The organism is Qipengyuania sp., assembly GCF_964227205.1.
Taxonomy (GTDB): domain Bacteria; phylum Pseudomonadota; class Alphaproteobacteria; order Sphingomonadales; family Sphingomonadaceae; genus Qipengyuania.
On sequence record NZ_CAXQVB010000003.1, the window covers coordinates 456,133 to 481,956 of the forward strand.

General features: G+C 60.4%; 19 protein-coding genes. 13 read left to right on the plus strand and 6 right to left on the minus strand.

Annotation, left to right across the window (positions count from 1 at the left end):
* Positions 1-201 precede the first annotated feature (201 nt).
* From ACEQZ0_RS09810 to ACEQZ0_RS09820, 3 genes are all read left to right on the plus strand, one after another.
* Positions 202-1,137 (plus strand): DUF2493 domain-containing protein, encoded by a 936-nt coding sequence (locus tag ACEQZ0_RS09810; protein ID WP_305930463.1) that lies wholly within the window; start codon positions 202-204, stop codon positions 1,135-1,137.
* A 70-nt stretch (positions 1,138-1,207) separates the two neighbouring features.
* Complete coding sequence (locus ACEQZ0_RS09815; RefSeq protein ID WP_305930462.1) at positions 1,208-1,477, plus strand: hypothetical protein; 270 nt, start codon at positions 1,208-1,210, stop codon at positions 1,475-1,477.
* A 267-nt stretch (positions 1,478-1,744) separates the two neighbouring features.
* The gene (locus tag ACEQZ0_RS09820) at positions 1,745-2,143 is read left to right on the plus strand and encodes a single-stranded DNA-binding protein (protein ID WP_305930461.1); all 399 of its coding nucleotides are present in this window, start codon (positions 1,745-1,747) and stop codon (positions 2,141-2,143) included.
* A 67-nt stretch (positions 2,144-2,210) separates the two neighbouring features.
* Here the strand turns inward: ACEQZ0_RS09820 and ACEQZ0_RS09825 are convergent, their stop codons facing one another.
* Positions 2,211-2,741 (minus strand): DUF6437 family protein, encoded by a 531-nt coding sequence (locus tag ACEQZ0_RS09825; protein WP_305930460.1) that lies wholly within the window; start codon positions 2,739-2,741, stop codon positions 2,211-2,213.
* A gap of 81 nt (positions 2,742-2,822) precedes the next feature.
* Here ACEQZ0_RS09825 and ACEQZ0_RS09830 point away from each other — a divergent pair, with 81 nt between their 5' ends.
* From ACEQZ0_RS09830 to mobF, 4 genes are all read left to right on the plus strand, one after another.
* A complete protein-coding gene (locus tag ACEQZ0_RS09830) occupies positions 2,823-3,044 on the plus strand; it encodes a hypothetical protein (RefSeq protein ID WP_305930459.1) in 222 nt (73 codons plus the stop codon).
* A gap of 732 nt (positions 3,045-3,776) precedes the next feature.
* Positions 3,777-4,109, plus strand: a complete 333-nt coding sequence (locus tag ACEQZ0_RS09835) for a hypothetical protein (RefSeq protein WP_305930458.1) — start codon at positions 3,777-3,779, stop codon at positions 4,107-4,109.
* On the plus strand, positions 4,099-6,411 hold the full coding sequence (locus ACEQZ0_RS09840; RefSeq protein WP_305930457.1) for a type IV secretion system DNA-binding domain-containing protein: 2,313 nt from the start codon (positions 4,099-4,101) through the stop codon (positions 6,409-6,411). The genes ACEQZ0_RS09835 and ACEQZ0_RS09840 overlap by 11 nt, the downstream gene beginning before the upstream one ends.
* A gap of 59 nt (positions 6,412-6,470) precedes the next feature.
* Positions 6,471-9,386, plus strand: coding sequence for a MobF family relaxase (gene mobF / locus ACEQZ0_RS09845; protein ID WP_305930456.1), 2,916 nt, complete (start codon positions 6,471-6,473; stop codon positions 9,384-9,386).
* Positions 9,387-9,412: 26 nt separating this feature from the next.
* Here mobF and ACEQZ0_RS09850 read toward each other — a convergent pair whose 3' ends face one another.
* A complete protein-coding gene (locus ACEQZ0_RS09850; protein ID WP_305930455.1) occupies positions 9,413-9,958 on the minus strand; it encodes a hypothetical protein in 546 nt (181 codons plus the stop codon).
* Between the two features lie 248 nt (positions 9,959-10,206).
* On the opposite strand from ACEQZ0_RS09850, the gene ACEQZ0_RS09855 reads away from it, so the two are divergent.
* Entirely contained in the window at positions 10,207-11,568 is a 1,362-nt protein-coding gene (locus tag ACEQZ0_RS09855; RefSeq protein ID WP_305930454.1) for an FRG domain-containing protein, read from the plus strand.
* Here ACEQZ0_RS09855 and ACEQZ0_RS09860 read toward each other — a convergent pair.
* The 4 genes from ACEQZ0_RS09860 to ACEQZ0_RS09875 form a co-directional block, all read right to left on the minus strand.
* On the minus strand, positions 11,565-12,200 hold the full coding sequence (locus ACEQZ0_RS09860; RefSeq protein ID WP_221597146.1) for a S24 family peptidase: 636 nt from the start codon (positions 12,198-12,200) through the stop codon (positions 11,565-11,567). The genes ACEQZ0_RS09855 and ACEQZ0_RS09860 overlap by 4 nt on opposite strands.
* 307 nt (positions 12,201-12,507) lie before the next feature.
* Positions 12,508-13,188, minus strand: coding sequence for a hypothetical protein (locus ACEQZ0_RS09865; protein ID WP_305930452.1), 681 nt, complete (start codon positions 13,186-13,188; stop codon positions 12,508-12,510).
* Positions 13,175-14,368: an MvaI/BcnI family restriction endonuclease gene (locus tag ACEQZ0_RS09870; protein WP_305930451.1), complete on the minus strand. Its 1,194-nt coding sequence runs from the start codon at positions 14,366-14,368 to the stop codon at positions 13,175-13,177. Before ACEQZ0_RS09870 ends, ACEQZ0_RS09865 begins: the two co-directional genes overlap by 14 nt.
* Positions 14,361-15,791: a DNA cytosine methyltransferase gene (locus tag ACEQZ0_RS09875; protein ID WP_305930450.1), complete on the minus strand. Its 1,431-nt coding sequence runs from the start codon at positions 15,789-15,791 to the stop codon at positions 14,361-14,363. The genes ACEQZ0_RS09870 and ACEQZ0_RS09875 overlap by 8 nt, the downstream gene beginning before the upstream one ends.
* A 263-nt stretch (positions 15,792-16,054) precedes the next feature.
* On the opposite strand from ACEQZ0_RS09875, the gene ACEQZ0_RS09880 reads away from it, so the two are divergent.
* From ACEQZ0_RS09880 to ACEQZ0_RS09900, 5 genes are all read left to right on the plus strand, one after another.
* Positions 16,055-17,704, plus strand: coding sequence for a nuclease-related domain-containing DEAD/DEAH box helicase (locus tag ACEQZ0_RS09880; protein WP_305930449.1), 1,650 nt, complete (start codon positions 16,055-16,057; stop codon positions 17,702-17,704).
* 104 nt (positions 17,705-17,808) lie between these two features.
* The gene (locus ACEQZ0_RS09885; RefSeq protein WP_305930448.1) at positions 17,809-21,066 is read left to right on the plus strand and encodes a hypothetical protein; all 3,258 of its coding nucleotides are present in this window, start codon (positions 17,809-17,811) and stop codon (positions 21,064-21,066) included.
* Entirely contained in the window at positions 21,044-22,906 is a 1,863-nt protein-coding gene (gene drmB, locus ACEQZ0_RS09890) for a DUF1998 domain-containing protein (RefSeq protein ID WP_305930447.1), read from the plus strand. Before ACEQZ0_RS09885 ends, drmB begins: the two co-directional genes overlap by 23 nt.
* Before the next feature lie 2 nt (positions 22,907-22,908).
* A complete protein-coding gene (locus ACEQZ0_RS09895) occupies positions 22,909-24,198 on the plus strand; it encodes an AAA family ATPase (RefSeq protein WP_305930446.1) in 1,290 nt (429 codons plus the stop codon).
* Positions 24,195-25,814, plus strand: coding sequence for a hypothetical protein (locus ACEQZ0_RS09900; protein ID WP_305930445.1), 1,620 nt, complete (start codon positions 24,195-24,197; stop codon positions 25,812-25,814). The genes ACEQZ0_RS09895 and ACEQZ0_RS09900 overlap by 4 nt, the downstream gene beginning before the upstream one ends.
* The last annotated feature ends 10 nt before the right edge of the window (positions 25,815-25,824 follow it).

A 25,824-nucleotide genomic window follows, 5' to 3' on the forward strand; every position in this document is an offset into this window, starting at 1 on the left:
CGCCGGGAGAGGCCCTTGGGCCGGTCGGGGCGCGCCGCAACCTGCGGCCCGTCGGCCCGTGTTACCCGCGCCAGCCTAGGGCCGCAGGTTTCCCGCTACGCGGTGCGCCTTGCCCCTTTCCACGGCCCTGATCGGGCTCCGGCGGACAGGCCCGAGGCAATGGTGCCTCCTCTCCTTGTCCCCGCGATCAGGAGACACCCCATGTACGACAGCTTCATCGATCAGTTGAGCGGCCTTGACCTTTCAGGCCTCAGCATCAGGCCAGCCCCCTTCAACGAGACCGACTTTCCCTGCGAGGATGCGATCGACCAGACGCTTGGTGCCGTATGGTCCGACCTCTTCGCGATGTTTTCCGACACGGCCCTGGAAGCAGATGCCGAGGATATTGCCTGGGGCGTGGTCAATCTCTTTCACCGCGCAGCCAGCCGCAAGTCGGCTCAACTTGATCGGGCCAGCGACGAGATCCGGGTCCTCCTCGCATCTGCCGATGGATCCGAGGTACATTCGAGCAATCTTGAAGAGCAGATCGAGCGCGCGCAGGCCGCCGAAGCCAGCATGCTGGCCTTCGAGCAGATGCGTGAGGCGGCGGCAGCACTGTACCGCGACGAGACCGGTTCCTCGTGGAAGCCCGTATCCGGTTCGCGCGCGAGCCATTCGCGCCACCTTACCTCGGCCGTGATCGATGCCCGCGACTTCCTCCGCGCACGCGCTGAAAATCGCCGACATGCGCTGATCCCCGAGGGCACTCCGGTCCTCTTTGCCGGTGGTCGTCAAAGCTTCGAGAGCGCCGAGGACGCGCGCGCTTATGCCGACAATATCTGGGCGACCCTGGACAAGGTTCGCGATGCGGTTCCCGATCTCTTCCTGGTCCATGGCGGCGACGGCAAGGGTGCCGATCGCCTGGCCGCCAGCTGGGCCGAACGCCGCGAAGTGCAGCAGTTGACCTATTCGCTCGATCGTCGGCTTGGTGCGCGCGCCGGGTTCAAGCGCAACGAGCAGATGCTTGCGCTCAATCCGCGTTATGTCGTCGCCTTTCCGGGCAATGGCGTGACCGAACGGCTCGTCATTGATGCCAAGGCGCGCCGGATCACCGTGGTCGATCGTCGCGGCCCCTTGGGCACCTCTCCAGGGTCCTGAGGGGCCCTTCATCATCTGCATCTGAATTGCCTGGATGTGCATTCGGCGCCGACCCGACTATGGACCGGTCATGCAACTTGACGATCTGCTGCAGCGCTACTTTGCCACCACCGACCTCTCCGGGGTTGGTCCCGACACCTTTGCAGCCGGCATTGAGCATTGCCGGGTCGATCTCGGCCTTGAGGAGGACCGGGGCAAGCGCTTTGCACTGTGGTCGTTCCTGCACATGTTCGGGTCCGCCCCCGATCTCGATGTGGCGTTCGAGAACGAGGAAGACCGGGAAGCAGCCCGCAACTTCATGGATCTCCTGGCGGCATCGGAAGGCGATGGGGTAAGCTGATTGCAGCAGGGTCTTGGTGTCTTCAGACCCGCACCCGATACCAATCCGGCTTTTGTCGCGAACAGTCCTGAACCAGGTCAGCTGAGGACGGCAACCCGTTCCTTTCCGGCCGTGTTGGCAGCTGCGCTGCCTGCCCGCACCACCCGTCATGAACAGGTTTCCCTTCGGCCCTTCAGGCCTGCGGTGCAGTCCTCCCATGCCCTGCTTCTTCTGGATGTTCGCAAGCCGGAGATGGTCTCCGGTTTGGAGAACTGAAGGAATACTATCATGACCAATATCGCAATCCTCACCGGCCGCATCGCACGCGATCCGGACACCCGCGAGACCAAGGGTGGCACCAATGTCACCGGGATCACCGTCGTCACCGATCGCCCCGCACGCGACAAGGACGGCAAGACCTACAAGGACGAGAACGGCTACACCGCCAAGGAAAGCGAGTTCCACCGGGTGACCTGCTTCAACGGCCTCGCCAAGACCGTCGGCCAGTACTGCTCCAAGGGCCAGCTGGTCAGCGTGCAGGGCCGCATCCACTACACCCAGTGGGAGGACAAGGACGGGGTCACGCGCTACGGCACCGAGATCCTCGCCGACAAGGTCGACTTCCTCTCCCGCGGTAGTAGTTCGAGCGACGACAACGACAACACCGACGCTCCCGATATCGACTGACATCGATGCCGGTCGTCCCCCTTGCGAAGAGGCTCTGCCGCAAGCGGCAGGGCCTCTTCTTCCGTGGTTACTGGGTTCCCGGCGCTGCACTCGAAGCACGGGTTACACCGCGCCCCGTCAGTTTCTCGATCGCGGCATGCTCACCGAGTTTCCCGAGTTCTTCGGCAACCGTCCTCAGGCCCTTTTTCGAGAAGCTTTCGAGGCCGCTTCCCAGGATGATTTCGCCGAGTTCCCTGGCCGCTTGCACTTCAAGTTCGCGTTGTTTGGCGTCGAGCGCCTCGCGGTCTGCTTCGAGCTTTTGCAGGGCTGCAATCGCGCTCCTGTTTCGGGGCATGTTACTTGTCCTTTTGTCCCCCTCGGATCCGCTCCCCGGTTGTTTCCATGCCCGCGTCACCGGGGTGTAGGAAAGGCAATTCGCATGCAGGAGATGTTTGATATTGGGCGGAGGTTGTGGGTCCTTGCTCACGGTTCTTCCAGCATGATGGCCTTGCGCCTCCCGCCTCAAGGACGGCAGGGCCCCACCATTTTGCCCGCCACCGGATTGCATCCGGCAGCGAACAAAATCGTTACCCCCACCGCCGCTATCGCGGTCGCCCATTCGGGCGATCCCTGACCCGGAACCCACAAGACCATCGCACACGCCTCCTGTCGTCTCACGACAGAAATCAGGAGGATTATCATGGCTTGTTCGATGCATTGCGCACTTCCGTCCCGGAGCTATTTCGAGGCCCTGGAAGCAGCCGAGAAGAGAGCGCTGCACAGCTTCTTCGATCAGCACGTTATCGAGGATGACGAACTCGGGTACTTTGCCCTCGACGAGGGTGACTACAACATATTGCCAGCACATCTCGCAGCGCGGGTGGTCCACACGGTCCACGGCGGCATGCTCGACGAGTTTTGAGACTTCTGACAGGGCGGGAACCGGGGACGGTTCCTGCCCTTTTTTCTTGTTCGCCGGATAGTCCAATCAAGCACAAAAAGACCGGTTCGGTCGGTTGCCCTGGCGGTCGCCCACCGCGATGCGGCGGCGCCCGATAAATGGAGCGGTGCTGTAGACGCACTCTGTCCCGCGCATCTGGCGATGCGCTCCTGAGGGTGCGGCGTGATTTGTTCATGGGCCCCGCGTGCACTTGCGAACCGGCACCGGGTCGGGCGGCGTGAAGCTAGGGCACGCGACATGCCCCGCTTGCCTTGCTTCCCACGCGCCCTTGGCCGCTGCCTTTTTCGCAGGTGCTGTCCTTGGCTGGAGGAGTCGAACTGCTTTCTATCTGCATGCGGTGAGCTGCCAGGCCCGGTTGCTCGCGCTCCAACGTGGAGATCGGAAAAGGTCGTCTCCGGTCAATCCCCCTTGCTGCCTGGACCGCCTCGCGCACTTGGGAGCAGGGGAGCACACCGTACCCCGCGAATTCGGGATTTATCTTCCTGTTATCGCGCCAAAATTCCGTTTTGCGCACTTTCAACCCGCCTGCGAGTAGAGCGGCTTTGCGCCGATCCGCCAGCCACTCGTCTTGGTGTATCGCTCTGAATTATAACCCGAATCTTTCGATTGACTGCGAGTTGTTCACGATTTATTCTCCTCGGCACCTTCCGCAAGGTGAGCCAGGTTCCGTCGGCCCGACAAGGAACCTGTTTCATGACCCGACACGATCGGCTCCAAGCATTCGTGCCGCTTCCCGTTTCCACCTGGGTGCGGCAGCGGGCGGCTGACCAAGGAGAGAGCGTCAGCATCTTCATCCGCGACCTTATCGTCGCGGCGTGGCAGTGCGAGAACGAGGCGAAGGACCGGCCCGCAGGGCTCGATCCCGCGCGCCAAGCTATCTTCATTTCGGTAGCGCTCGATGCACTTCTTGCCAGCCATGCTGACGCGAGTTTGCGCGATCGTACCCACGAGGCGTACCGGCGACGCCTCGAGCGTCTTGGTCTCCCCGTCAACTCGAACATGGGAGGCCATTCCCATGAAGCATAATCTCCTGAACTTCACCCGCGGCAGCCAGCTGCTCGGTCACTTCGGTTTCATGTTTGCTGCGGGGCTGAAGGGGCCTTTGATTGTCACCGGACTGGTTGCGGTCGGCACCTGCTATTGGGAAGTGCGGTCGGCCCTGAGCGATCACCAGATCTACCTCGTCTGGATGCATATCTACGCCAGTCTCTATGCCTTCATGGAGTTCGATCCGGCCAAACTGGTCAACCTTGAATTGCTTGACGGCGAAAGGGTTGGCCTCCCGTTTGGCATAGTTCGTGAGTTCCCGCCGATGCGCGAGGCGGTCGAGGCGTTTCGTACGGCAGCGAAGCAGGGATTGCTGGTCTCGGCGGTGCTGCTTATCCCGGCCTTCGTGTTCTTCTGGTGGTTCGCCGAGCGCTTTGGCGGGCGGTCGAAGGAGCGCAAGCACGAGCGCGGTGCAATGCTTGTTTCGCTCGACGAACTCGAAGAAGAAATCGAGCGTCACAACAAGGCATTCCGGGCCGAAGAACTGGGACGCAAGTTCGGCTGGAAGTGGCGGCTTGCGAGCTCGTCGGCGCTTGCCGAAGCGGGCCATTACCAACCTGCACATCTCGCCGGCGTAAGCTGGCCGTGGCGGCTCGAACAGAGCCACGCCATGCTTATCGGGACAACCGGAACCGGTAAGACCGTGGCGCTCACCGAACTTGTTGCCGAAGCGCGTGAACGCGGCCAGCGCGCGGTCATTTTCGACCTCACAGGGGCTTTCATCGAGGCCTTCTACGATCCTGCTCGCGACATCATTCTCAATCCTGTCGATGTTCGATGTCCGCTATGGAGCGTGTTCAACGACTGCACGACGGAAGCTGAGTTTCATGCCGCCGCCGAAGCGCTCGTGCCCCATGACGGGGGTGGTTCCGAACAGTTCTGGGTGCTCGCGGCGCGCATGCTGTTCGTCGAGATGTGTCTCCATCTTGCCCGTACCGGCACGGCGACCAATGAGGCCTTGGCGCGGCGGCTGATGACCGCTGACCTGTCCGAAGTGCATAAGCTGATGCGAGGAACGATGGCCGATCCGCTGACCGCCCCGGAAGCGGCCCGCATGGCGGAATCGATCCGCGCGGTGTTCAATGCGAATGCGAAAGTGCTCAAGCTCTTGCCCTCATCCGGACCGCGCTTTTCGGTCCGTGACTGGGTCAAAGGCGACTGCCAGGCGGGCTCGATCCTGTTCCTTTCTGCCCGCTATGTCGACATGAGCATCTCCTCGCAGTTGCTCACGCTATGGCTCGACACGGCGATGAATACGCTGATGACGCTGGAGCGCACGCAGGACCTGCGGATGTGGTTCCTGATCGACGAGCTCGGTGCCCTTCACCGACTACCGGCGCTTGAAAAGGGGCTGCAAACCGCGCGCAACTTCGGCGGTGCGATCGTCACCGGCGTGCATGCGTTTGCCAAGCTCAAGGAAGTCTACGGCGAGAACATGGCCATGACATTGTCCTCGCTTGCGCGCACCAAGCTCATCCTGGCGACGGCCGATCGAGAGACAGCGACCTGGTGCTCCGATTTCATCGGCCACCGGCAGGTGCGCGACATGGAAGAAGGCTACAGCTATGGGTATAACAATGCGCGCGACGCAGTCAGCTTGACACCTCGGCGGCAGATCGAACCGTTGCTCCTGCCCGACCAGTTCATGAACCTTCCGCGGTTGTCTGCCTACATCAAGTTTCCCGACGGATTTCCCGCTGCGCCGGTGTCGCTCATTCCGCGCAAGCGTGGTCGTATTGCCGAGGGATTCATCGCCCGCGAGAAACCGCTCATAAAGCCTGGCCAGGGTCCTGCGGCAGCGACGCCCCAAGCGAACCCGGGTTCGAAACCGAATGACGAGCATCCCGCTTCGAACGACGACGGTGCCGGTAAGCCTGTCGATTCAAAGCAGCTCAAACTCGACCTCGAGGGGCAGCGCCGTGACGCCGATGAACCACACGATCGGCAGGAGCCTGTCCCGCTTGAAAAGCTGAACGCAGGGCTCGCTACTGGTGATCTCGATGCCGAAACCGGTTCCGTTTCGCATCTGGATGCAGGTCCAACGCTACCTCTCGCCGCCGTGCAAACCGGCGCGGATGCACCGGCAATGGGCGCAGAACAGCATCCGTCCGAACCAGTAACCGCCGGCGATGACGCAGGTAGCAAGGCTGGTTCGACGCAACCTGGCCGTTCAGCTGCCAACGGGCGCCAGTCGCTCACACCGGTCGAAAAAGACCTTCGTGAAGGTGCGGTTGCAGATCCTCCGGAAAAGGATTTCGGCGAGTTCGAGCCCGACATGTGAAAGGCAAATGGGGAGGGATTACCCGGCCGCGAGGGGAGCCGTGACGAGGACCAAACTGGATGCTTTCCGTCGCCAATGTGCGCTCCCCTTCGGCTGCCGCGAGCTATTTCGCGGCAGACAATTACTACACCGGCGCCGATGCCGATCGTTCCGGAACCTGGGTCGGGAAGGGAGCGGAACGACTTGGCCTTGAGGGCCGCGTCAGCGCCGAGCAATTCGATGCCTTACTGCGGGGAGAGCTTCCCGGCGGTGTCCAGGTCGGCAACGCGGGCCAGGCCCACAGGCCGGGAACGGACCTCACATTCTCGCTCCCGAAAAGCTGGTCTCTGCTCGCGCTGGTGGGCGGCGACCAGCGGATTGTCGATGCCTATCGCGAGGCCGTCATCGAGACCTTGCGCTGGGCAGAAAAGAACGCGGCGCAGACCCGGATGGGTAGTCAGGCTGGTTACGGGAAGGTCGCGACAGATAACCTGACGATTGGTCTTTTCCAGCACGACACCAACCGCAACAAGGAGCCAAACCTGCATTTTCACGCAGTTGTAGCCAATGTCACGCAAGGCAGCGACGGGAAGTGGCGCGCGCTTCGCAATGACAAGCTTTGGTCGTTCAACACCCTGCTCAACTCGATGACCATGGCGCGCTTTCGTCTGGCGGTCGAGCAAATGGGCTACGAAGCAGGGTCGGTTGGAAAGCATGGCAATTTCGAAGCAGCGGGCATTGCCCGCGAGCAGGTCATGGTCTTTTCAACGCGGCGCGAAGAAGTCCTCGCAGCCAGGCGAGGGAGCGGACTGGAGGCAGGGATTGTCGCAACGCTGGAAACACGCAAAGGCAAGGAACCAGTGCGCGATCGCGAGGGCCTTCTTTCGTCGTGGCGCCAGCGAGCCGAAGAGGTCGGTCTCGATCTTGGCAGCCTGATCGACGCATCCCGGATGCGTACGGCGGCGAAGACATTAGCCGGTTCGAAAGAGCAAAGCCTCCTTCAGCGCGGGATTGCGAAGCTGAGGGAGTTTGCGCAGCGGATCAAGGGCGATCCTGCTGATCCACTGATCCCTGCCCATGTCCTCAAGCAGGATGCGCCGACCATTGCGGCTGCACAGGCAGTTGCTTCCGCGGTGCGTCATCTTTCGCAGCGCGAGGCAGCCTTTCCCCGTGAGGGATTGCTGAAGGCGGCGCTCGATTTTGGGCTACCGACGACGGTGGGCCACGTCGAAACCCGTGTGAACGCATTGATCAGAAGCGGTGCACTCGAATCCGGCAAAGGCGAGCACAAAGGCTGGCTGGCGAGCCGGGAGGCGCTTGACCTTGAAAGCACCATTCTCGCGAATGTCGACCAGGGACGAGGTGCGGTGTCGCCCATCCTGGATCGATCGGACGCCGCAGAACGGGTCCAGGCTGTTGCTGCGATCAACCACGGAATTTCGCTCAACGAAGGGCAGGAGGATGCGGCGGGCCTTGTGCTCTCATCGCGTGACAGGATTGTAGCGATCCAGGGCATTGCCGGGGCGGGCAAGAGCAGCGTGATGAAGCCGGTCGCCCAATTGCTCCGCGAGGAAGGCAAGCAGGTGCTGGGGCTCGCGGTGCAGAACACGCTCGTCCAGATGCTCGAGCGCGACACCGGCATCCGTTCGATGACCATCGCCCGCTTTCTCGCGCAATGGGGCAGGCTTCTGCACGAGCCGGGAAATGCCACGTTGCTGAGTGAGGCTCGGAGCGCGCTCGGAGACCATGTCCTGGTGCTCGACGAGGCCTCGATGGTGTCGAACGAGGACAAGGCCAAGCTGGTACGGCTGGCAAACCTAGTCGAAGTCCAGCGCCTGGTTCTCGTCGGCGACAAGCGACAACTTGGTGCCGTCGATGCCGGTAAGCCCTTCGACCTCGTTCAGCAGGCCGGGATCGAGCGCGCCAAGATGGATGTGAATCTGCGCGGCCGCGATCCCGCCTTGCAGCGAGCGCAGGCCGCCGCGCAGGAGGGGCGCATCGACGATGCTCTCCAAGCCCTAGCCCCTTCAACCATCGAGGCTCGGGGGGACAGTGCGATCGTTGCTGCCGAGCAGTGGCTCTCGCTGAGCCCGGCAGATCGTGATCGGACGTCGATCTACGCGTCGGGGCGATCACTTCGATCCGCGGTCAACGAGGCTGTGCAGCGCGGCCTCAAGGCCAATGGCGAGCTCGGGCCGAGGGCGGCAAGGTTGAGCGTCCATGTACGGATTAACGCCACGCGTGAGGAACTGCGACACCTTGGAGCATATCGGGCCGGCATGGTCCTCAACTTCCGATCCTTCGACCGCACCCAGGGACTGGCGGCGGGAGACTACACGGTCAAATCGATCGACCACGCGCGAAAGCGACTGGTGCTTGAAGACAAGAAGGGACGTGCCCGCAACTTCAGCCCATCACGGCTCCGACCGGGCGCAAAGAATGACCGGCTGTCGCTTTTCGAGCGAAAGTCGCTGGTCGCTTTCGAGGGTGACAAGATCCGTTGGACCGACAACGACCACAAGCGCGCGCTCTTCAACGCCGACCAGGCGAGGATCGTCGCGATCGATCCGAAAGGCGTCACGGTGGAGACCACGTCGGGAAAAGAACTGCGCTTGTCGCGAAGCGACCCGATGCTGAAACGCCTAGACTTGGCCTACGCGCTGAACGCGCACATGGCACAGGGACTGACGTCAGATCGCGGGATTGCCGTGATGGACAGCCGCGAACGCAACCTCGCCAACCGGCAGACATTTCTTGTCACGGTCACCCGGCTTCGCGATGGCCTGACGCTTGTCGCAGACAATGCCGAGAAACTCGGCCGGGCCATCAAGTCAAACAGCGGCGAGAAGACATCGGCCCTCGAAGTTACGCAGCGGCTCAAGGCGGCGGCTGCCAAGGGCCTCACGAGGGACAACGGGAACGAGGTTGTACCTTCGGAAAAGGAGAAACTCGAACTCGCGAAGGAACGCGTAAAGCCCTTCGAGATCGGGATCTAGGGGGATTGGATAGAAGCCGACCGCTCCTACGCGTTCCGGAAGGTCTCGAGGAGCTGGTCGTTCGGCGTCAATTGATCCATCTGGACATTGAGGCAGGCCGTCCAAAACGTCGTACCATTCGAAGGATCGGTCTGCCCGGCATCCCAACGTTTCGCCACCCGGTCGAGGTCTTGTAGCGAGATCCCGCCCATCAAGTATGCCTCTTTGAAGCGCCTAGGATCTGTCGCGCCGAGAGACTTTTCGCGGAGCAACGAAATGAAGTAATAATAGTCGGGGCGCTGGTGTGGGTGGTTGTACAGCGGGACCGAGTTGTCGAAGTGGCGTTGCGGCCGAACCGTCCGATCTTTCGTCTTCACGTCCAGCGCGAGCGAATTCCCGATAACGTAATCACGGCGGGTAGAAATCGTGTCGTTCTTGAAGGTGACCTGATGGTGAGCGAGGTATCTCTCGAAGACGATCTCGCCGATGCAGCCGACGAGATTTGCCTGTTCTTGCCTATGCGAATTCTCGAAGATGGGGAGGCTGTCGGCACGCTCCATGGCCTCATCGATCAGCTCGACGGTGAGCTTCATGCGCCGATAGCCTACAGCCATGATGATACCTTCAAGAAGTGGTCAAAAAGGGCGCTCACTTACACTGAAACGGCTTAAAGCTTCGTGTTCTCAAGGTTCTGCTGTCTATCGATACGGGTCCCGGGAGTCGAGAAATGGTCTCCCGTGGAGCTGCTGGCTGATTGGGCGTTGGAATCTTTAAGTGAAACGCATACCCGTGAGAGGCATCTATTTTGGGCCGTCTCAGGCGAGGTTTTGCGCGTAGCTCCATGGCAGACAACTTCAACTACATATCATTCGGTAACCCCGATTTCGTCATAGATGTTGACGAGATCGGCATGAGCCGTGGCCGCATGTTCGAGTATACTCCTACCGAGCTGGCCAAGGGCTTGGAGGACCTTGGGCAGCCTTCCCTCGAATTCCTCGGCAAGCTGCCGACCTTCCTCTGTAGCGAGATTGACCGGTCGACCGACAATCCCACGATGATTGTTCGCTACGGGCGCGTTTCGAACCTCGAGGCCGGCAAGAGGGAAGTTACGGCCGATTTCGAACCGATCATAGATTTCGGCGAGGTCGCGTTCGAGAGCGTTGAGCAGGCAACAGAGATGTTTGGCGCCGACGGGTTCCAGCTCTACCGCACGCACTGGGCCGTGCGCGAAGGCGCATCCGGTCCGATTCTCGCAGGGCTGGCCGAACGGAAGCCAGCATTTGCCGATGCGGTCGCCGAATTGCTCGGTGGAGTGGCCGATGCTCCCGGTGCAGAGCCTCCCGAGAGGCACAAGAACATCATAGATGAGGTCGACAGCGTTGAAGCGTTTCTTGAAGTTCTGCAGGCGCATCCGCCCAAGGATGGAGAACAGACGTTTTACAGGGGCCACGAGGATGTCACGTTCGAACTAACGCCTTCGCTGCTTCGAAAGTGGCCGAATGGCAGTTGGAAGTTCATGCCGAACGAGGATCGCCTCTGCAAGGAACTGCTCATCGCCCACTACGACGAGTTCGAGGGAGACCAGTACTGCTTCGACCAGTTGGTCAGGATGCAGCATTACGGGTTACCGACGCGGCTTCTCGACATCTCGAGCAACCCGTTGGTGGCGCTGTTTTTCGCCTGCTATTGCAAGCCCGAACTGATGGAAGAGGAAGGGGAGGTCATCATCTTCCGCGTGCCGGAAGAGCAGGTCAAATACTACGATTCCGACACGGTTAGTTGCATATCCAACCTATCCAAGCTGAGCTACGAGCAGAAGAACGATATCGATCTATCCTTGGAGCTCGAAGCGTTCAACGGCGAGCCGGTCACGGGCAAGCTCCTGCATCACATCAAGTCGGAAAAGGGCTTCTTCGAAGCCAGGATCGTGCCCGATGATCTTGGTTCGATTGTCTGCGTGAAGGCAAAGCAAACGAATACCCGTATCAAGTCGCAGTCGGGTGCATTCTTGCTGTTTGGCCACGAGGCGATCTTGCCCGAATCTGGCCAGGACGGGCTCGAGGTTTCGCGCATCACCGTCAAGGACAAGAAGCGGATCCTTGGTCAACTCGACGCCCTCAACATCAACGCCACGACGGTCTATCCCAGCATCCAGGAGACCGCGCAGCACGTGAAGGCACGCTACAGCTTGCCAGACAGCTAGATCGCGCGGCCGAACCAAATGACGCGGCCGACCACCTGGATGCCCGACCGGTCGACGTCATCCCAGCTCGGGTAGGCCGGGTTGTCGCTGCTGATCGTTATCTTGCGCCCACCGGGCTTAAGAGTGACGCGCTTCACGACGAGGGCATCGTCGGCGCGCAGGACATAGATCCCGTCACGCAGGCGGGAGCCGTGGTCGGACGCATCGACCATGACCTCGTCGCCGTCGCTGAGCGTTGGCTCCATGGAATCGCCCAAGACGTGGATGATCGAGAGGCTGGGGCTCTTTGCCGGCGTAAGTCGCTTGAGCCACCGTTCGTCGAAGCCGAACCGGGTATGCGCCGTTTCGCTCTCGGCAATCGCCCCGAAACCGGCCGATGCATCGACATCGAGCACCGGGATCTCGACCAAGCCGTCGCGAACCGGCAATGGCGGGCCACCCAGGACTTGCTCGTCGACGCCGAAGAAGCTCGCCAGCGTTCGCCGGTCGTTATCGTCGAGCCTACGCGGCGATCCACGCTTGATGAATTGCTGGATATACGACGAGTTGCGCCCGATCAGGCGGGAAATAGAGGAGTAACCGAGCCGCCTTTGCTGGATCAGCCTGTCGAGTTCTTCCCGTACTTGTTCCATCGCTTGCATCCTTCCGGTCAATTCCGGGGTGAAGGAAATTTCCTAGACTCAATGGAGTCTTCCTACTAAGAACAAAGCAAGAACACAAGGACAAAGCGAGTCGAGGACCACATGAAACTGCTGGATAGGATCGAGTGCCACCTGCGGGAATCGCGGATGTCCGCGACGCGCTTCGGGAGGCGGGCAGTCGGCGACCCCCGGTTCGTTCTTGACCTTCGGCTCGGAAGGCGACCGCGGCGCCGCACGATCGAGAAAGTTGAAACCTACTTGGCGTCGTATGAGAAGCTGACCGTGCCTCGCGAAGATCCTAGGCAGCCTTGAAGGCACACCTGCTGGAAACGAAACACGACTGGCAGTCGGGGTTCCGCGCGCGACAGGTCAACGCGGCATGGTCGAGCACTGACCAATTGACCTTTTTCGGATCGCCTCGCCTCACGAGCCACTTGCAAGCTTGCTGAAGCCAAGGATCGTGCCGGATGTCGGCAAGTTTGCGCGGACGCACGAAGCGCTCCACGACGCGCGCCATGTTCACGTCGATGAGCGGAAACCTCTCTCCATGCTGGAACATCAAGATCGCGTGGGCCACGTACTGGCCAACGGCAGGCACCTGCAGGAGCTCCTCGTAACGGTTAGGAAACATGCCGTCATGCTTGGCAGCATACGCGGCGAGTGCACGCAACGAGGCGGCCCTGCGTTTCCATAGGCCGAGCGGCTTGAGAAACTCCTCGAGCACTTCGACGGGGGCTTCCGCGAGGTCCTGCCAACCCGGGAATCGGGTGAAAAACCGGTGGTAGAAGCTTGCGACCGTCTCGGCCCGGGTCCGCTGGAGCAAGACTTCCACGCAAACGAGCTGGTAGAGTGGTGTACCCGGCTCGCGCCATGGGAAGGACCGGCCACCACCCTGCCGGTACCAGTCCGCGAGATCGGCCGCGAGGAGCGTCAGCTTGCGCTTTTCGCCGGTCCCGAGGACCGTGTCAGGCGAGGACATGGACATTGGATGGCGGGAACAGTGCCGGGAAGTCCTTTTGCTTGATCTTGAAGAGGTAGCCGTGGTCCCTGACCAGTTGCTTCTCGCCCCTCTGGCTCATGAGGTAATCGACGGAGATCACGCCGCTTTCCAAGAGCGCTTGGAAATTACGCACGTTCGGTGCGCGCGTGTGTTCTACCTGCATGTAATGGAAATGCTCGTCTGCACCTTTACCGCGGCAGCGCGCACCGACCCAGAATGTCTGGGGATGCTTCTCGCGAAGCCTGCCTCTCAAGACCTCGAGGGGCCAAGTGACTACATGCGCGCGCCGCTCTTCCTCGGCTCGGACGTGGTCCTGCTTCAGCCAGTCCTTTTCGGTGTCGACGCTCAGCATTAACCCGAGGGAGTTTGGAGCCTTCGCGTTGATCTCGCAATTCAAGCGAAGCTTGCCATTGCGATGGTACCCAAAGTTGCTGAGCAGGTTCCACGCCGAGCCGACGGGGCTGACCGTCCAATCGGGCGACTGCGAGAATAACGTGGACCTGGTGGGAGCCCGCTTGATCCGCTTCGCCTTGAGCTCAATCCCCTTGAAGTCAGGCGTCTTCTCGGCATTGGCCGCGATGCCGAGCAAGGTTTCCAACGTCATGCCGACGCCGGTGTCACCCGGACGTAGCGTGCGAACGAAACCCTGCTCGGCAATCTCCCTCAGCGCATCGAGCAATTCGCCGACGACAGGGTCCTCACCTCGCCGGTACATTGCCGCGATATGCCCAAGGGGGCTGCCAGCGTTGTCGAGCGAGGCCAAGACCTCGGGCCGGCTCGCGTTGACCACGTAGAGGTCGCCTTCGTGCTCGAAGACGGCAAGCAAGTTGTAGGGATCGGCATAGCGCCCGAGCAGGGCAAACCAGATACGTGGGTCGCCGGACTTAGTCTGGGGACGATACAGGGACACCGTTGATTCCACGAGGCGATCGGGCTCGACGAAGTAGGCCCTGCGGACCACCTTGTTCTCCGGGCCTTGCGCCTGGTCGTCGAAATCGTGGATACCGGTCGACAGGAGGTAATCCCGCACGTTGGCGGTCGCGTCCATGATCGACTTCTTCAGCCCCGTTTCGGTGGGGACCAAGAGCGCTACGTCGATCTCGTGGCGCGTGAACGCGGCGAGGACATCGCCGACGTCCGTGTCACTCTTCTCAAGCACGGGTTCCCACGGCCTCGTCCAGAACCTTGCGGAAATGCTTGCCGACAGCCTCGGCGAGGCCGACGGGAACGGCATTGCCGATCTGCGTGTACTTGGGAACCTCGCGGTCGAAGTTGCCCTCGAGCGGGTTCCCGGCCCGGCGGATACCACCCGTCGTCCGCTTGCCCGAGAACTCGTACCAATCGGGGAACATCTGGAGCCTCGCCCATTCCCTAACGGTAAGGATGCGCGGCTGGCTAAAATGGACGTAGTCGTCCGGAAGCGAGGTCGCGGTCATGTTCGGCTCGGCATTGCCCCAACGCGGCTTCAACACGCGCTGCGAGAATTTCTTGGTTTGCGCGTGGGTGGGAATCTCGCCGCCATTCGCCAGCATGTAGTCGAACTTTTCGACGATTTCGCGCTTGTGCTTGCTGTACTCCTGCTCCGTCAGCTTGCCTGCCCGGGAGGCGGCCCAGGCCGGCGGGGTGCGAAAACCCTGTTGCAACTCGTTCATCGGCTTGCGCGGGTAGGCAGAAGTCTCGAACGCTCCAGCAGGGAAGTCGCCGCTTCGCAGGATCTTCGTGATCTTGGGATCGATGAGGTCACCAAGCAGGTCTACCAAGTCGGGAAACGATCCCGGGTTCGGCGGTGGCAAGAACCCGCACGCGACAGCGTCTTCCGCGTCCTCGTCCTTGTCGAGGAAGCTACAGGCCTCGAGAATGTCCTTGCGTATTCCGACGAGCAGCACGCGTGGCCGGTTCTGCGGAACGCCGTAATCCTTGGCGTATACCAGCGACCACCGGACCTCGTAGCCCGGGATCTTGCGGAATTCTTCCAAGACATCCGGGAAGATCTTCCGCGAACCCTCGCGCGTCCAGCGGGAAGTCAAGAGCCCGCGCACGTTCTCGAACAGGAACATGCGCGGACGAAGCCGGTCAATGATCTTGGTCATCCTCGCGTAAAGCCGGTTGGAAGGCAGGGCTTCCTTGTCGACCGCGTAAGAACGCCTGATCCCAATGCCCGAGTATCCTTGGCAAGGAGGGCCGCCGGCGACGAGGTCGAGGTTGCTGAGCTTGCCGTGGCTTGCTTGCTCGAAGCGCAGGTCGACCTCGCCCATCGATCCGAGATCGCTGACCAGCTTCTCGAGCCGCTTGCCCTTGAGCTCGTGCGCGTCGTGGCAGCGAAGCTCGGCATTGTCAGAGAAGCGCATGCCGCCGAGCTCGTGTCCCCGGTTGCGCAGGTAGGTTGCCATCGCGTCCTTATCGAGCTCGTTGACGAAGACCGTCGTGAAGCCGGCATTCTCGAGCCCGGTGCCAAGCCCGCCGCATCCCGCAAACAAGTCGACCGCGGAATAGATCGAACGAGTCGCCGTTGGCTCTTCGGCGGATGTCAGCGGGACCGCGGTCGTCCCGTCCTTGTCGAGGGTCTTGGTGTCGAGAGTCATGCCGTGTTTGCTAGCACGGGGCCTGGCGGCGGTCCAGGTCTTTCGCTCGGTTTTTCGACTTTTCAGTTGATCGATGTCGAAGGTCGTTGGAATTCGTGGTGCTGCCTTCCTTCTTGCCTGGTGTAGTATTGCGAAAAGGAAAATTAGCATGGGAACCCGGCTTGAGTAAAAAAACTTGCCGGGTTACCAATCCCTTGCACGGTTCTTAACAAGTCCCCGCCTATTCAACTTGGCATTCGGGGGGCACCGGATCTCGGGGGTACATGAGGCTAATTCCTGCGCAAATCCTAGGGTGCGATTCCGCTGCGGAGCGGAGGGTGTTCGGATTTCTCACGGAAGTGGGCTTTAGCGCCTACGACGTTGCGCTTCATTCACTCAACATCGGTCACCACGAGTACAAGCGATGGGGCGAAGCGGATTTTTTCCTGGTCGGGCGGCGCGGTATTCTCCTACTCGAGGTGAAGGGCGGTCGGGTCGCATGCAAGGACGGTATCTGGGAGTTTACCAACCGCCACGACGAAACGAACCGCAAGAAGGAAGGCCCCGCCGAGCAGGCCAAGTCGGCATACTTTTCGCTGGAGAAGAACTACCTAAATCCCAAGTTCTACCGCGAGTTGCATGGAGTGCCCCGCGGCTGGGCGGTGGTGTTTACCGATATCCCCCGGCTGGCCAACGACGGTTCAACCTTGTTGCCCGAGCATCCAGACGAGATCACTGCTTACGAAGAAGACTGCAAGGGTCATAACTCGTTCAAGAAGTTCTTGGCGAGGGCTTATGACCACTGGGCATCGAAGCAAAGAAACGCGGTTGAGCTTTCTCCGCAACTGGTCAAGGCGATCTCGGATTCGCTGCGGCCGAACTTCGAACGCGTTCCTTCTCTAAACAGCCAGCTGCGTGACATGGAGCAAAGGCTCTACCAATTCACCGACGAACAATACGAAAAGCTCGACGCCATTTCCGAAAATGAACGGATCCTCGTCGCGGGTGGCGCGGGTACCGGCAAGACGTTCGTAGCTGCCGCTTGCGCACGTTACGAAGAAGCAGAGGGGCGCTCGGTTCTCTTCCTGACCCGTAGCAGCTACCTGGCTGGTTTCCTGTCCAACCAAGGATTGCCCAGCGGGGTGACCGTCGCCACGATCGACGAGGTCCAAAGGTTTCACGATGAAGGCAAAACTTGGGACGTGCTCGTGGTCGACGAAGGGCAGGATCTTTGCTCTTTGGAATGCATCGACCTCTTGGACGGTGTATTGGCTGGAGGCTGGGAGAACGGCCGCTGGCGATGGTTCGGCGATCCCAATTACCAAGTATCCCCGAGTTTTCCGGTCGATCAGGATTGCCTCGACTACCTCAAGTCCAAGGGTGTCGTAACCAACCTCAAGAACAATATCCGCAACGCGGGAAAGATCGTCGAGGCAATCAAGCTCTTGGCGGGAGCGGATGTCGGCAAGCCAACCAGCAAGCCTGATAGCGGTATCGTCGACCTCCAGCTGGTAGAGACCGAAAACGAAATCCTTCCCCGCGCAATTGCGGCGGTGCGGAAATGGTTGAGTGACGATGACCAACTGCCGCGAAACTCGATCGCGTTGCTGGTGCCTAGCAGTGTTGAAATCGACAAGGCGGTGGACCTCCTCGACTCGAAGAACGTGCGGTCAGAAGCATTGAGCAAGCGGGCCCTTGGCGGGAAACCTCGTGACTGTGTACTCGTTGCGACGATCGAAGACTTCAAGGGCTTGGAACGACCGCTCGTTTGCGTGGCAGGACTGGGGCAGGAGCACGGTTTTGCCTCGAGCGCCTACAAGGGAATTTCGCGCGCGAACCACGGCCTAACACTGGTCGCGACCCGCGAAGCCGTGGCCGAACTGACCGGCAAGGCCGCCAATCATGGCGCGTCGAAGGGGGAAATTGAATGCTAGGAAGGGACAAGATCCTTCGCGAAACGCGGCGCAGGCTCATCGGGCCGGGTCTCGGTAAGCCCGGACCCAGCGGGACCCACGCGGACGAGATCATCGAAGGGCGCATGAGCCTCGCCTACATGCAAGGCATGCTCTTCCCTCGCGCCGAGCGGTCTCCTGCTGACCTTGGCGGGGACGAAGCGGAGGACGCCTCCGACGAGGATGCTGATGATCCGCTGAGCATGTCTAACGCTATGCTGCCGGCATCGATGGGGATGTCATTGTGCATTGCGCCGGGCAGCAAGGTGCAGATCACGGTCGACGCAGCTGTCTACGAGCAGGTCGAGCCGAGGGAAGATGCCGAGAACCCCGAGGCAGCCAAGGACAAGGCAAAGGCCGCGGAAGCCCCGGTCCCGGCGGATGCATCTCGCGATGCGAAGTCAGCGAAGCGGCGAAGCAAGGCCGATGGGCGGTGGCAACGTCGCGCGTTGGCCCCGGCATCGCAAGCTGTTGACGCAACCGGCTTAGAGACCACCCTCGTCCTCGAGGATCACGCGACACTGGAAGTGCTCGCGCGAACCTTGCCAAGTGGCGACGTTCTTCTGACAACTAGCCTCTCAAACATCCACGAGGCGAAGAACGCGAGATCAAGCGAGGCTACCCTTTACCAGGTTTCAATTCGAGCGGAGCCCCTCGAAGGCCAAATCCTCAAGTACCCGGCGGCCCGGTACGTCCCACCCACGGACGAGGAGCGTGAACTCCGGGTCATTTACGGTGAGCAACGCCCCTATGCCGTGGGGCACGGGGTGGCGACCGATTGGAAACTTGAGAATGACGAGTGCGAATGGGTCTGCACCGAAGCCCTTCCCACTGCCCACGTTTGGCGACCGGTCTTCGACAACCTGTCGATCACGAGGGACGGTGAACTCGTTTCCTTCGACGACGACGAATTGTTCAAGATCGCGCCCCTTGCCAGCGGTGATCTTTCCGGTCCCGAGCTAATCGAGCGCCTAACGGGATTGGTCGAGTTCTACGAAGAATGGATAGCTTCGCAGGCCGCGATACCGGTTGACTCCGAGCTGGCAGCCGACGCCTCTAGAATGATCGGACGATGCGAGCGAAGTGCCGAACGCATGAAGGAAGGTATCCGCATCCTTCAAAGCGACGAGAGCATCGCCCGCTGTTTCATGCTGGCGAACCGCGCGATGCTCATGTCGATGTCCCACGCGGGCCGGGCGACCGGCCGGGGACGCGAAGACGGAGTGCAGGGGCCCTTCGCGCTTGGAAAGGCAGAAACTGGCCCGATCGACTATTTCGAGAATCCCGCGCAGTGGCGCCCGTTCCAGCTGGCGTTCTTTCTTCTCGTCTTGCCGTCGCTCGCGGGAAAAGAACTTCCCGATCGTGATCTCGTCGATGTCATCTGGTTTTCGACCGGCGGGGGTAAGACCGAGGCATACTTGTTCGTCTCTGCCTTCGAGCTTTTCCGGAGACGGATTCTCGAAGGGAAAGCGGGCGGCGGAACCGGGGTCATAAACCGCTATACCTACCGCTTCCTGACCGCCGACCAGTTCCAGCGTACTGCCGGCGTGATCTGTGCCATGGAAATGATCAGGCGCGAATTGAACGCTTCGGGCGACCCATCGGTTGGCGAGGAAGAATTCTCGATCGGCCTATTCGTGGGAGGCGAAGTTAGCCCCAATTCCTTCGCCGGCAGCCATGACGGCGCGATGTCGAGGACGCAAGAGCTCCTGGATTCAAGCCAACCTCGCGACGCGAATCCTTACCCCATCGAGAGTTGTCCATCGTGTGGGACACTACTCGTTCCAGAAGAGAAGAAAACGAAGCCGGACGGTAGCCCTGACGAGGCCTATTACGGGTTCATTGCGACCGCCAACAGTTTCACGACGAGGTGCCCGGAAGAGGACTGCGCGTTCCACGGCGGATTGCCTGTCTACTTCATCGACGAGCAGTTGCTCCGCGCACCGCCTTCGTTCTTGCTCGGGACAATCGACAAGTTCGCAATGATCCCTTGGAAGGAAAACGGCGGGGTACTGCTCGGGCTCGGCACGAAGTGGTCGTCACCCTCGCTCGTGATCCAAGACGAACTGCACTTGATCTCGGGTCCGCTCGGGACCCTGGCAGGGATCTACGAAGCCGCTTTCGAGACCCTGATGGCAGCCGGGGGAAAGCCGCCGAAAGTGATTGCCTCGACGGCAACCATAAGGAACGCTTCCGTCCAGTGCAGAAGGATATACGGCAGGCCATCGATGGTGTTTCCATCACCCGGTCTGCGCGCGGAGGATTCCTTTTTCTCGAAGCTCGACACGGGCAACAAGGAAAGGTCGAGACTTTATGCAGGGGTAATGGCGCAGGGCCTTCGATCGACTGTCGCGGCCTCTTGGACGATGGCAACGCTGCTACAGTCGTCATACGAACTCGTGGAAGCAGGCGAGCTAACCGCGAACGAGGCGGATTCCTACTGGACGTTGGTAGCCTACCATAACAGCAAGCGCGAACTGGGTCGTATAGTCAACGCCACCCGAGACGAAATTCCGACACGCATGAAGGTCTATGCCTCAGACGAGGAAGTGGAGAGGCCATCGAACTTCCAGGTGTTAGAATTGAAGGCACACGCGGAGACACCGGTCCCTAGGGCGAGGCAATTGTTGGCCCGACGGCATAGGCCAGAACAACCCGCGATCGACGTGGTCCCCTGCACCAACATCATCTCCGTCGGCGTCGATATCGACCGTCTCGGCATGATGATGGTGAACGGTCAACCCAAGCTCAGTGCAGAATACATCCAGGCGACCAGCCGGGTGGGACGTGGCGCAGTGCCCGGCCTCGTATTGGCTGCCTATTCTCCGAGCAAGCCAAGGGACCGCTCGCATTACGAGTCTTTCCGCGATTACCACGAGCGCTTCTACAGCTTCGTCGAGCCAACAAGCGTCACGCCCGGAGCCTTGCCGGCGATCGAAAGGGGCCTCCACGCGGCCTTGGTGACGGTCGTGCGTCATGGGACAAGGCTACGAAAAAACGCGACAGCAAGGCAGTTCGATCCCGCTGAGCAGCCGGTTGTAGCTATCATCGAGCGACTCGAGCAACGCCTGTTGAGGGCGTACGATGGACCACGCGAAGCCGAAGAGCGGGATCGCATCTCGGCGAAATTGACCGAGAAGGTGACGGAGTGGGCCGGGTGGGCAAGTGCAGTAGAGGGGCTGCAGTACACGTTTGCCAGCAACCAGCAACGCCCACACTTGCTCGTTCGCTACGGTAACAAGAAGATCGACGGGGCAGGCTGGCACACGCTGCAATCGATGCGGCACGTCGACAAGGAAATTATCTTGGAGGACATGGCACTTGCCCAAGCCAACAATTCGTAGCGCGCAGCTCATAAGCCCATTCGGTGTTGGCTCGCTATGCGAGATCGACGGCCAGTCCTTTTTCGTCCGTGGCACGGGAAGCTGGGCGAAGGGCTACAATCTCGAGAAGATCGAGGTGGGATCACTCACCGATTGGCTCCGGCCTCGCCAGCTGAGAAAACCAACGGAATCAGTCGCGATATTGCGGTTCCCGCATTGGCATTTCTGCCCGGAATGCCGGAAGATGACCCGGTGGACCGCGGAAAAAGACAAGCAAAACCTAAAGGATGACGGCAGCCTTCCCAAGCCAACCTGCGATGGCGGCAAGTGCAAGAATGCCAGACTGGTTCCCATGCGGTTCGTTGCGGCATGCGACAATGGTCACATCGACGAAATCGATTGGCACTGGTGGGCGCACCGGTCGCACGAGCCCGCGAAACATGGTGCTTGCAGCCGTCAAACCGCGAGGCTCCACTTCGAGGTGACGGGCAAGAGCGGCGGTGACTTCTCAAGCATGGTCATACGGTGCAGTTGTGGATCATCGGGTAACTTGGAGGGAATAGCAGATGGCCCGCTCCCGCAGAAATGCCGTGGCTACCAACCCGGAGAGCAATCATCGACTTGCGTAGACCGGGACAACAAGAAGAATCCTGGGGCTCCGAAGCCGCTCTACATGGAGCCGCGAGGTTCCAGTTCCTTACACTACGCCTCCGTGATCTCCGCGCTCGATATCGACGGCGACACGGAGAAGGATAGCTGGGAAAAGCTCCGCGCCGACGCGATCTACCAGAGCACCTTGCAAACGGCGAGGATGCTCGCGGACTTGCAGGGCGGCGATACAACCATGGCGATCCAGGCCAGCCGCCCAAACCTCGAGGCACGCGCCATCGATGTCGGTATCACCTTAGAGGATGCGCTTGCTTGCTTCAAAGCGGACCTAGGAACTAGTCCAGCCGAAACTGGACCCACCCCTCCGGCAGGCGAGATCAGCCAGCAGAGCATTCTTGACCAAGAGTTTCCCGTCCTTGCAAACCCCAAGGGACAGAATTCCCGGTGGCTTATAGCCCGGCCGGAGAAGCCAACTTCGCGCTTCGGTCTCGATGAGCTGTTCGAGCGTTTCGTTAGAGTGGAAAGACTCCGTGAGGTCCGTGCATTCCGAGGCTTCCAGCGGCGCAACGTCTCAGAGAAACACGCCATGATCTCGCCCTCGCTGGGACGGCAGCAGCCTGACTGGTTGCCGGCCATGATGGTGCTTGGCGAAGGCGTCTTCTTGGAATTCTCTAATTCCGCGATCGCTGGCTGGAGGAAGGAAAACGAAGAACAAATCGAGGAGTTCACCCAGTCACACCTCGTGGGTGCCGAGGCGCTGGGATTGCCGGTACGCATGGGGTTCAACGCGAACCCAACATTCATCATGGTCCACAGTTTTGCCCACTTGCTCCTGAACCAGCTGTCCTTCGACTGCGGATACTCTTCGACCTCGCTAAGGGAGCGAATTTACTGCGGAACGGACTCCGAGCCGTATGCCGGGCTGCTCATCTACACGGCTGACTCGGACGCCGAGGGATCCATGGGTGGCCTGAGCGAGATGGGTGCGCCCGAAAGGCTCGAGGATGTCATCTATCGCGCCGTGTCACGCAGCCAATGGTGTTCCGGGGACCCGGTCTGCCGCGAGCTCGACGCGCAAGGTGTCGACGGATTGAACCGTGCAGCGTGCCACGCGTGCTCGCTTGTCGCGGAGACAAGTTGTACTTTCTCGAACGTACTCCTCGACCGTGTCCTGGTGTCCGGCGACGGACGGAAGAATGGTCGCGGTGTTCGCGAGCCGGTAGGCTACTTCAGCAAGGTTCTAGAGGTCTAAGTATGCGGTTTCCCTCGTTAAGTGATCTCGACCGAGAGCAGCGTCGCATTTACGGCGATGCACCGGCCAACGGGGCGATCTTGGTCGTGGGCCCGCCCGGCACCGGGAAAACGGTCATGGCTTTTCACCGTGCCCAAAAGCTCGGAAAGCTTGGTCAAGATCCGCATGTTATCATGTATAACAAGGTGTTGGCCAAGTACACGTCCAGCAGGTCAAACGTGGCTCCCGATGTTGGCGTGAGCACGATGCATACCTGGGCAGGCAGGTGGTGGAAGCGGGCGACGGGCTCCTGGCCTCCGATGATCGCCGGTGATCGCTGGGCTCACGATTGGCCCGACATATGCGCCCGAGCGATCAATGCATTCCAAAAGGGTGCCAGCCGCAAGTTTACCTGGGGGCATCTCATCATCGACGAGGGGCAAGACTTTCCTCCCCAGATGTACATGGCACTCGGGATGATGCTGAAGCAAATGGAAGCGCACGGCGTCGCGGCGCAGGTGACGATCTTCGCGGACGACAACCAGCGTTTGCAGGCTGACCGGAATAGCCGGATCAAGGATATCAAGGATTACCTTTTCCTCGGTGCTGCAGCCGATCGCGTTTTCAACTTGAAAAAGAACTTTCGCAACACGCGGCCCATCGCCGAGTTTGCAAAGCATTTCCAAGTCGGAAACGAGAGCGGCATAGCGGAACTGCCGGACGCTGATGGTGAGAACCCGCAGGTTGTCTTCGCTGCCAACGACCGGGAAATCGCTGACTTCATTGCGCGAAAGGCGAAGATCAACCCGGGTAAGCAGGTCGGCGTGATCGTCTACGGTGGAACCAAGGACGTAAAGCGGGCCTACAACCAAGTCAAAACGCGGGTTGGCGAGCTGGCCAAGCCCCCGCATTTGCAGATGTACCTCAGCGGAAACAGTACGCACACCGACCAGTCTCTGGACTTTGAAAGTGGCAACACGATTACCTTCCTCCATGCACAGTCTGCGAAGGGTCTAGAATTCGACATCGTTTTCTTCCTCGGCATGGAAGGAATGAGCGTCGATACCTCGGGCTTCTTGAACGAGCGGATGGCACTTTACGTTATGAGTTCCCGGGCCCGTTCCGAGCTCTACATCGCGTTCAAGGACATAGATCCAAGGGCCGCTCCACCCGCATCGTTCCGCTTGCTGCCTCGTCCAAGCATGGACTTGTGCCGGTATGTGGGCCTGGGATCACTCGACCAAAGCGTCGGGGTGTTCCAAGAGGCCATCGAGGCCAACGATGATTTCGAAGAAATGGAGGCAGCCGAGTGACAGAAGATAAGCGCGAACTCGAGCTCGATTTCGAACCGAAAGCAGAGGGTAAGGCATCGAGCTGTGAACTCCTCGTGCCGATCCACGCCGACAATTTTGCCCTCGCGTTGGCGTCTGGCTACCTTGGTGGGTCATTGAAGGGTGATGCGGCACGGGATCTCCAAAGCTACGCTGCCAACGGGCTGTTCGCCTTCAGTGGCGAGGTTCCCACCTGGGCGATCTTAGAGGGCGAAGATGGGGACAGGGTCCTGCTCAGCCTCGAGGGAAGAGTAGAGATGGCGGCGGAGCCTGCGACCATGGAATTGCTTGGTGGTCCCGAGAGAATAACGAGGGTCAGGTCGGCCTATTTCCGAGACGAGGCCTCGTTGGCGAACTTCAACGCATCCTACGATGCATTTCCCGACGTTCCCATGAACATCGTCGAACTTGCAGCGAAGTGGCCGGTTCGCGAAGCTGGCGATCGTCCTACAGATCTGCAGGAGCTTCCGATAGAGCAACCAGGTCGACGAAGCGACCTCGACTTTCTCGGGGGCTTCGCGGCGGGAATCATCGACCTCCTAGCGGAAAGCACCTTCGATGAGGCGATCTGCAAGTTCCTCGACGAGCCGGGAACGGACATTGCCGAGAACGGTCGAAAGCTGTTGCTTGCGCTCGAACCTCGTTCTTCGCAGGTGGATGTCTCGATCTGGACGGCGACGATCGAGGCGTTGCGGTCTCGGTTCGGCAAACGCGGCTTTGATCGGCGCGAATTCCTTGCCGAAGTCGAGGGGCGCTTGGCAGACCATGGCCCAGAAGCAGAATCCTGGGTGAGGGGATGCCAGAAAGTCATCGACGCCGAGATAGACATTCCAAGTCTGGCAGACGGCGAAAAAATCGGTCGCCGCGCTTCGCTCGCGATTATCCTGTCCCATGAGCCTTCGGGCCTTGAAGAGCTCGAGAGCAACCTCGAAACTGGTCCGCGCGTGCGAGCGTTGGTCACGGCTGCAGTCTACGCCTTCGCGGGACTTTCGCGGATTGACAGCAAATTGAAGTCTCCCGCGCCAAGAATGGATGCCGTGCTCGAGGTAGGGCAAAGAATGGCCACGGGTGATCCCGTCGAGGTCAAGATCGAGACTTCAAAGACGGGCGCAGACCTGACCCGGCACCAGGTTATCAAGGTTGCCGGGAACAGCGTAATTGAACGGCAAGTTGAACCGCCAGCGTACATGGTGATGCTCAAGGCCAGGATACAAGAGGCCGGCTACAAGGTCGAACTAGACAGTGCCTCCGGGCAGATTGGCATTCGCCCGGGCAGCGCGAAGGGCGAGTTTATCATGGTCGAGGATTGCTCGCGATCGTCGCCTGGCAACCCTATCGTGAACCTAGTTTTGCCGATCGCTACCCTGGGCGCTCGCCCAACCGTCGCTTCGCTTAAGAAGCTCATGTCCGCTGCCTGGGAGAACGCGACGACCGTCGCCCTCCGCGAGGTCGGCGAGACCGAGGAAGTGGTTGCAATGGCAAGCTTGCCGCTCGCCACGCTGGACCGCGACGAGCTTAACTTCCACGTCGAGCGTTTGCTCCTGGTTTCGACAGAACTCGGTGGGAAGAAGCGCAAGGGGCGTCGCGTCAAGAACTAGGAGGTCATAT

What these genes read in the sequence shown, in the direction of transcription:
- ACEQZ0_RS09810 (WP_305930463.1), top strand. Translation starts at nt 202, where the DNA reads ATGTACGACAGCTTCATCGATCAGTTGAGCGGCCTTGACCTTTCAGGC.
- ACEQZ0_RS09815 (WP_305930462.1), top strand. Translation starts at nt 1,208, where the DNA reads ATGCAACTTGACGATCTGCTGCAGCGCTACTTTGCCACCACCGACCTC.
- ACEQZ0_RS09820 (WP_305930461.1), top strand. Translation starts at nt 1,745, where the DNA reads ATGACCAATATCGCAATCCTCACCGGCCGCATCGCACGCGATCCGGAC.
- ACEQZ0_RS09825 (WP_305930460.1), bottom strand. Translation starts at nt 2,741, where the DNA reads ATGGGCGACCGCGATAGCGGCGGTGGGGGTAACGATTTTGTTCGCTGC.
- ACEQZ0_RS09830 (WP_305930459.1), top strand. Translation starts at nt 2,823, where the DNA reads ATGGCTTGTTCGATGCATTGCGCACTTCCGTCCCGGAGCTATTTCGAG.
- ACEQZ0_RS09835 (WP_305930458.1), top strand. Translation starts at nt 3,777, where the DNA reads ATGACCCGACACGATCGGCTCCAAGCATTCGTGCCGCTTCCCGTTTCC.
- ACEQZ0_RS09840 (WP_305930457.1), top strand. Translation starts at nt 4,099, where the DNA reads ATGAAGCATAATCTCCTGAACTTCACCCGCGGCAGCCAGCTGCTCGGT.
- mobF (WP_305930456.1), top strand. Translation starts at nt 6,471, where the DNA reads ATGCTTTCCGTCGCCAATGTGCGCTCCCCTTCGGCTGCCGCGAGCTAT.
- ACEQZ0_RS09850 (WP_305930455.1), bottom strand. Translation starts at nt 9,958, where the DNA reads ATGAAGCTCACCGTCGAGCTGATCGATGAGGCCATGGAGCGTGCCGAC.
- ACEQZ0_RS09855 (WP_305930454.1), top strand. Translation starts at nt 10,207, where the DNA reads ATGGCAGACAACTTCAACTACATATCATTCGGTAACCCCGATTTCGTC.
- ACEQZ0_RS09860 (WP_221597146.1), bottom strand. Translation starts at nt 12,200, where the DNA reads ATGGAACAAGTACGGGAAGAACTCGACAGGCTGATCCAGCAAAGGCGG.
- ACEQZ0_RS09865 (WP_305930452.1), bottom strand. Translation starts at nt 13,188, where the DNA reads ATGTCCTCGCCTGACACGGTCCTCGGGACCGGCGAAAAGCGCAAGCTG.
- ACEQZ0_RS09875 (WP_305930450.1), bottom strand. Translation starts at nt 15,791, where the DNA reads ATGACTCTCGACACCAAGACCCTCGACAAGGACGGGACGACCGCGGTC.
- ACEQZ0_RS09880 (WP_305930449.1), top strand. Translation starts at nt 16,055, where the DNA reads ATGAGGCTAATTCCTGCGCAAATCCTAGGGTGCGATTCCGCTGCGGAG.
- ACEQZ0_RS09885 (WP_305930448.1), top strand. Translation starts at nt 17,809, where the DNA reads ATGAGCCTCGCCTACATGCAAGGCATGCTCTTCCCTCGCGCCGAGCGG.
- ACEQZ0_RS09895 (WP_305930446.1), top strand. Translation starts at nt 22,909, where the DNA reads ATGCGGTTTCCCTCGTTAAGTGATCTCGACCGAGAGCAGCGTCGCATT.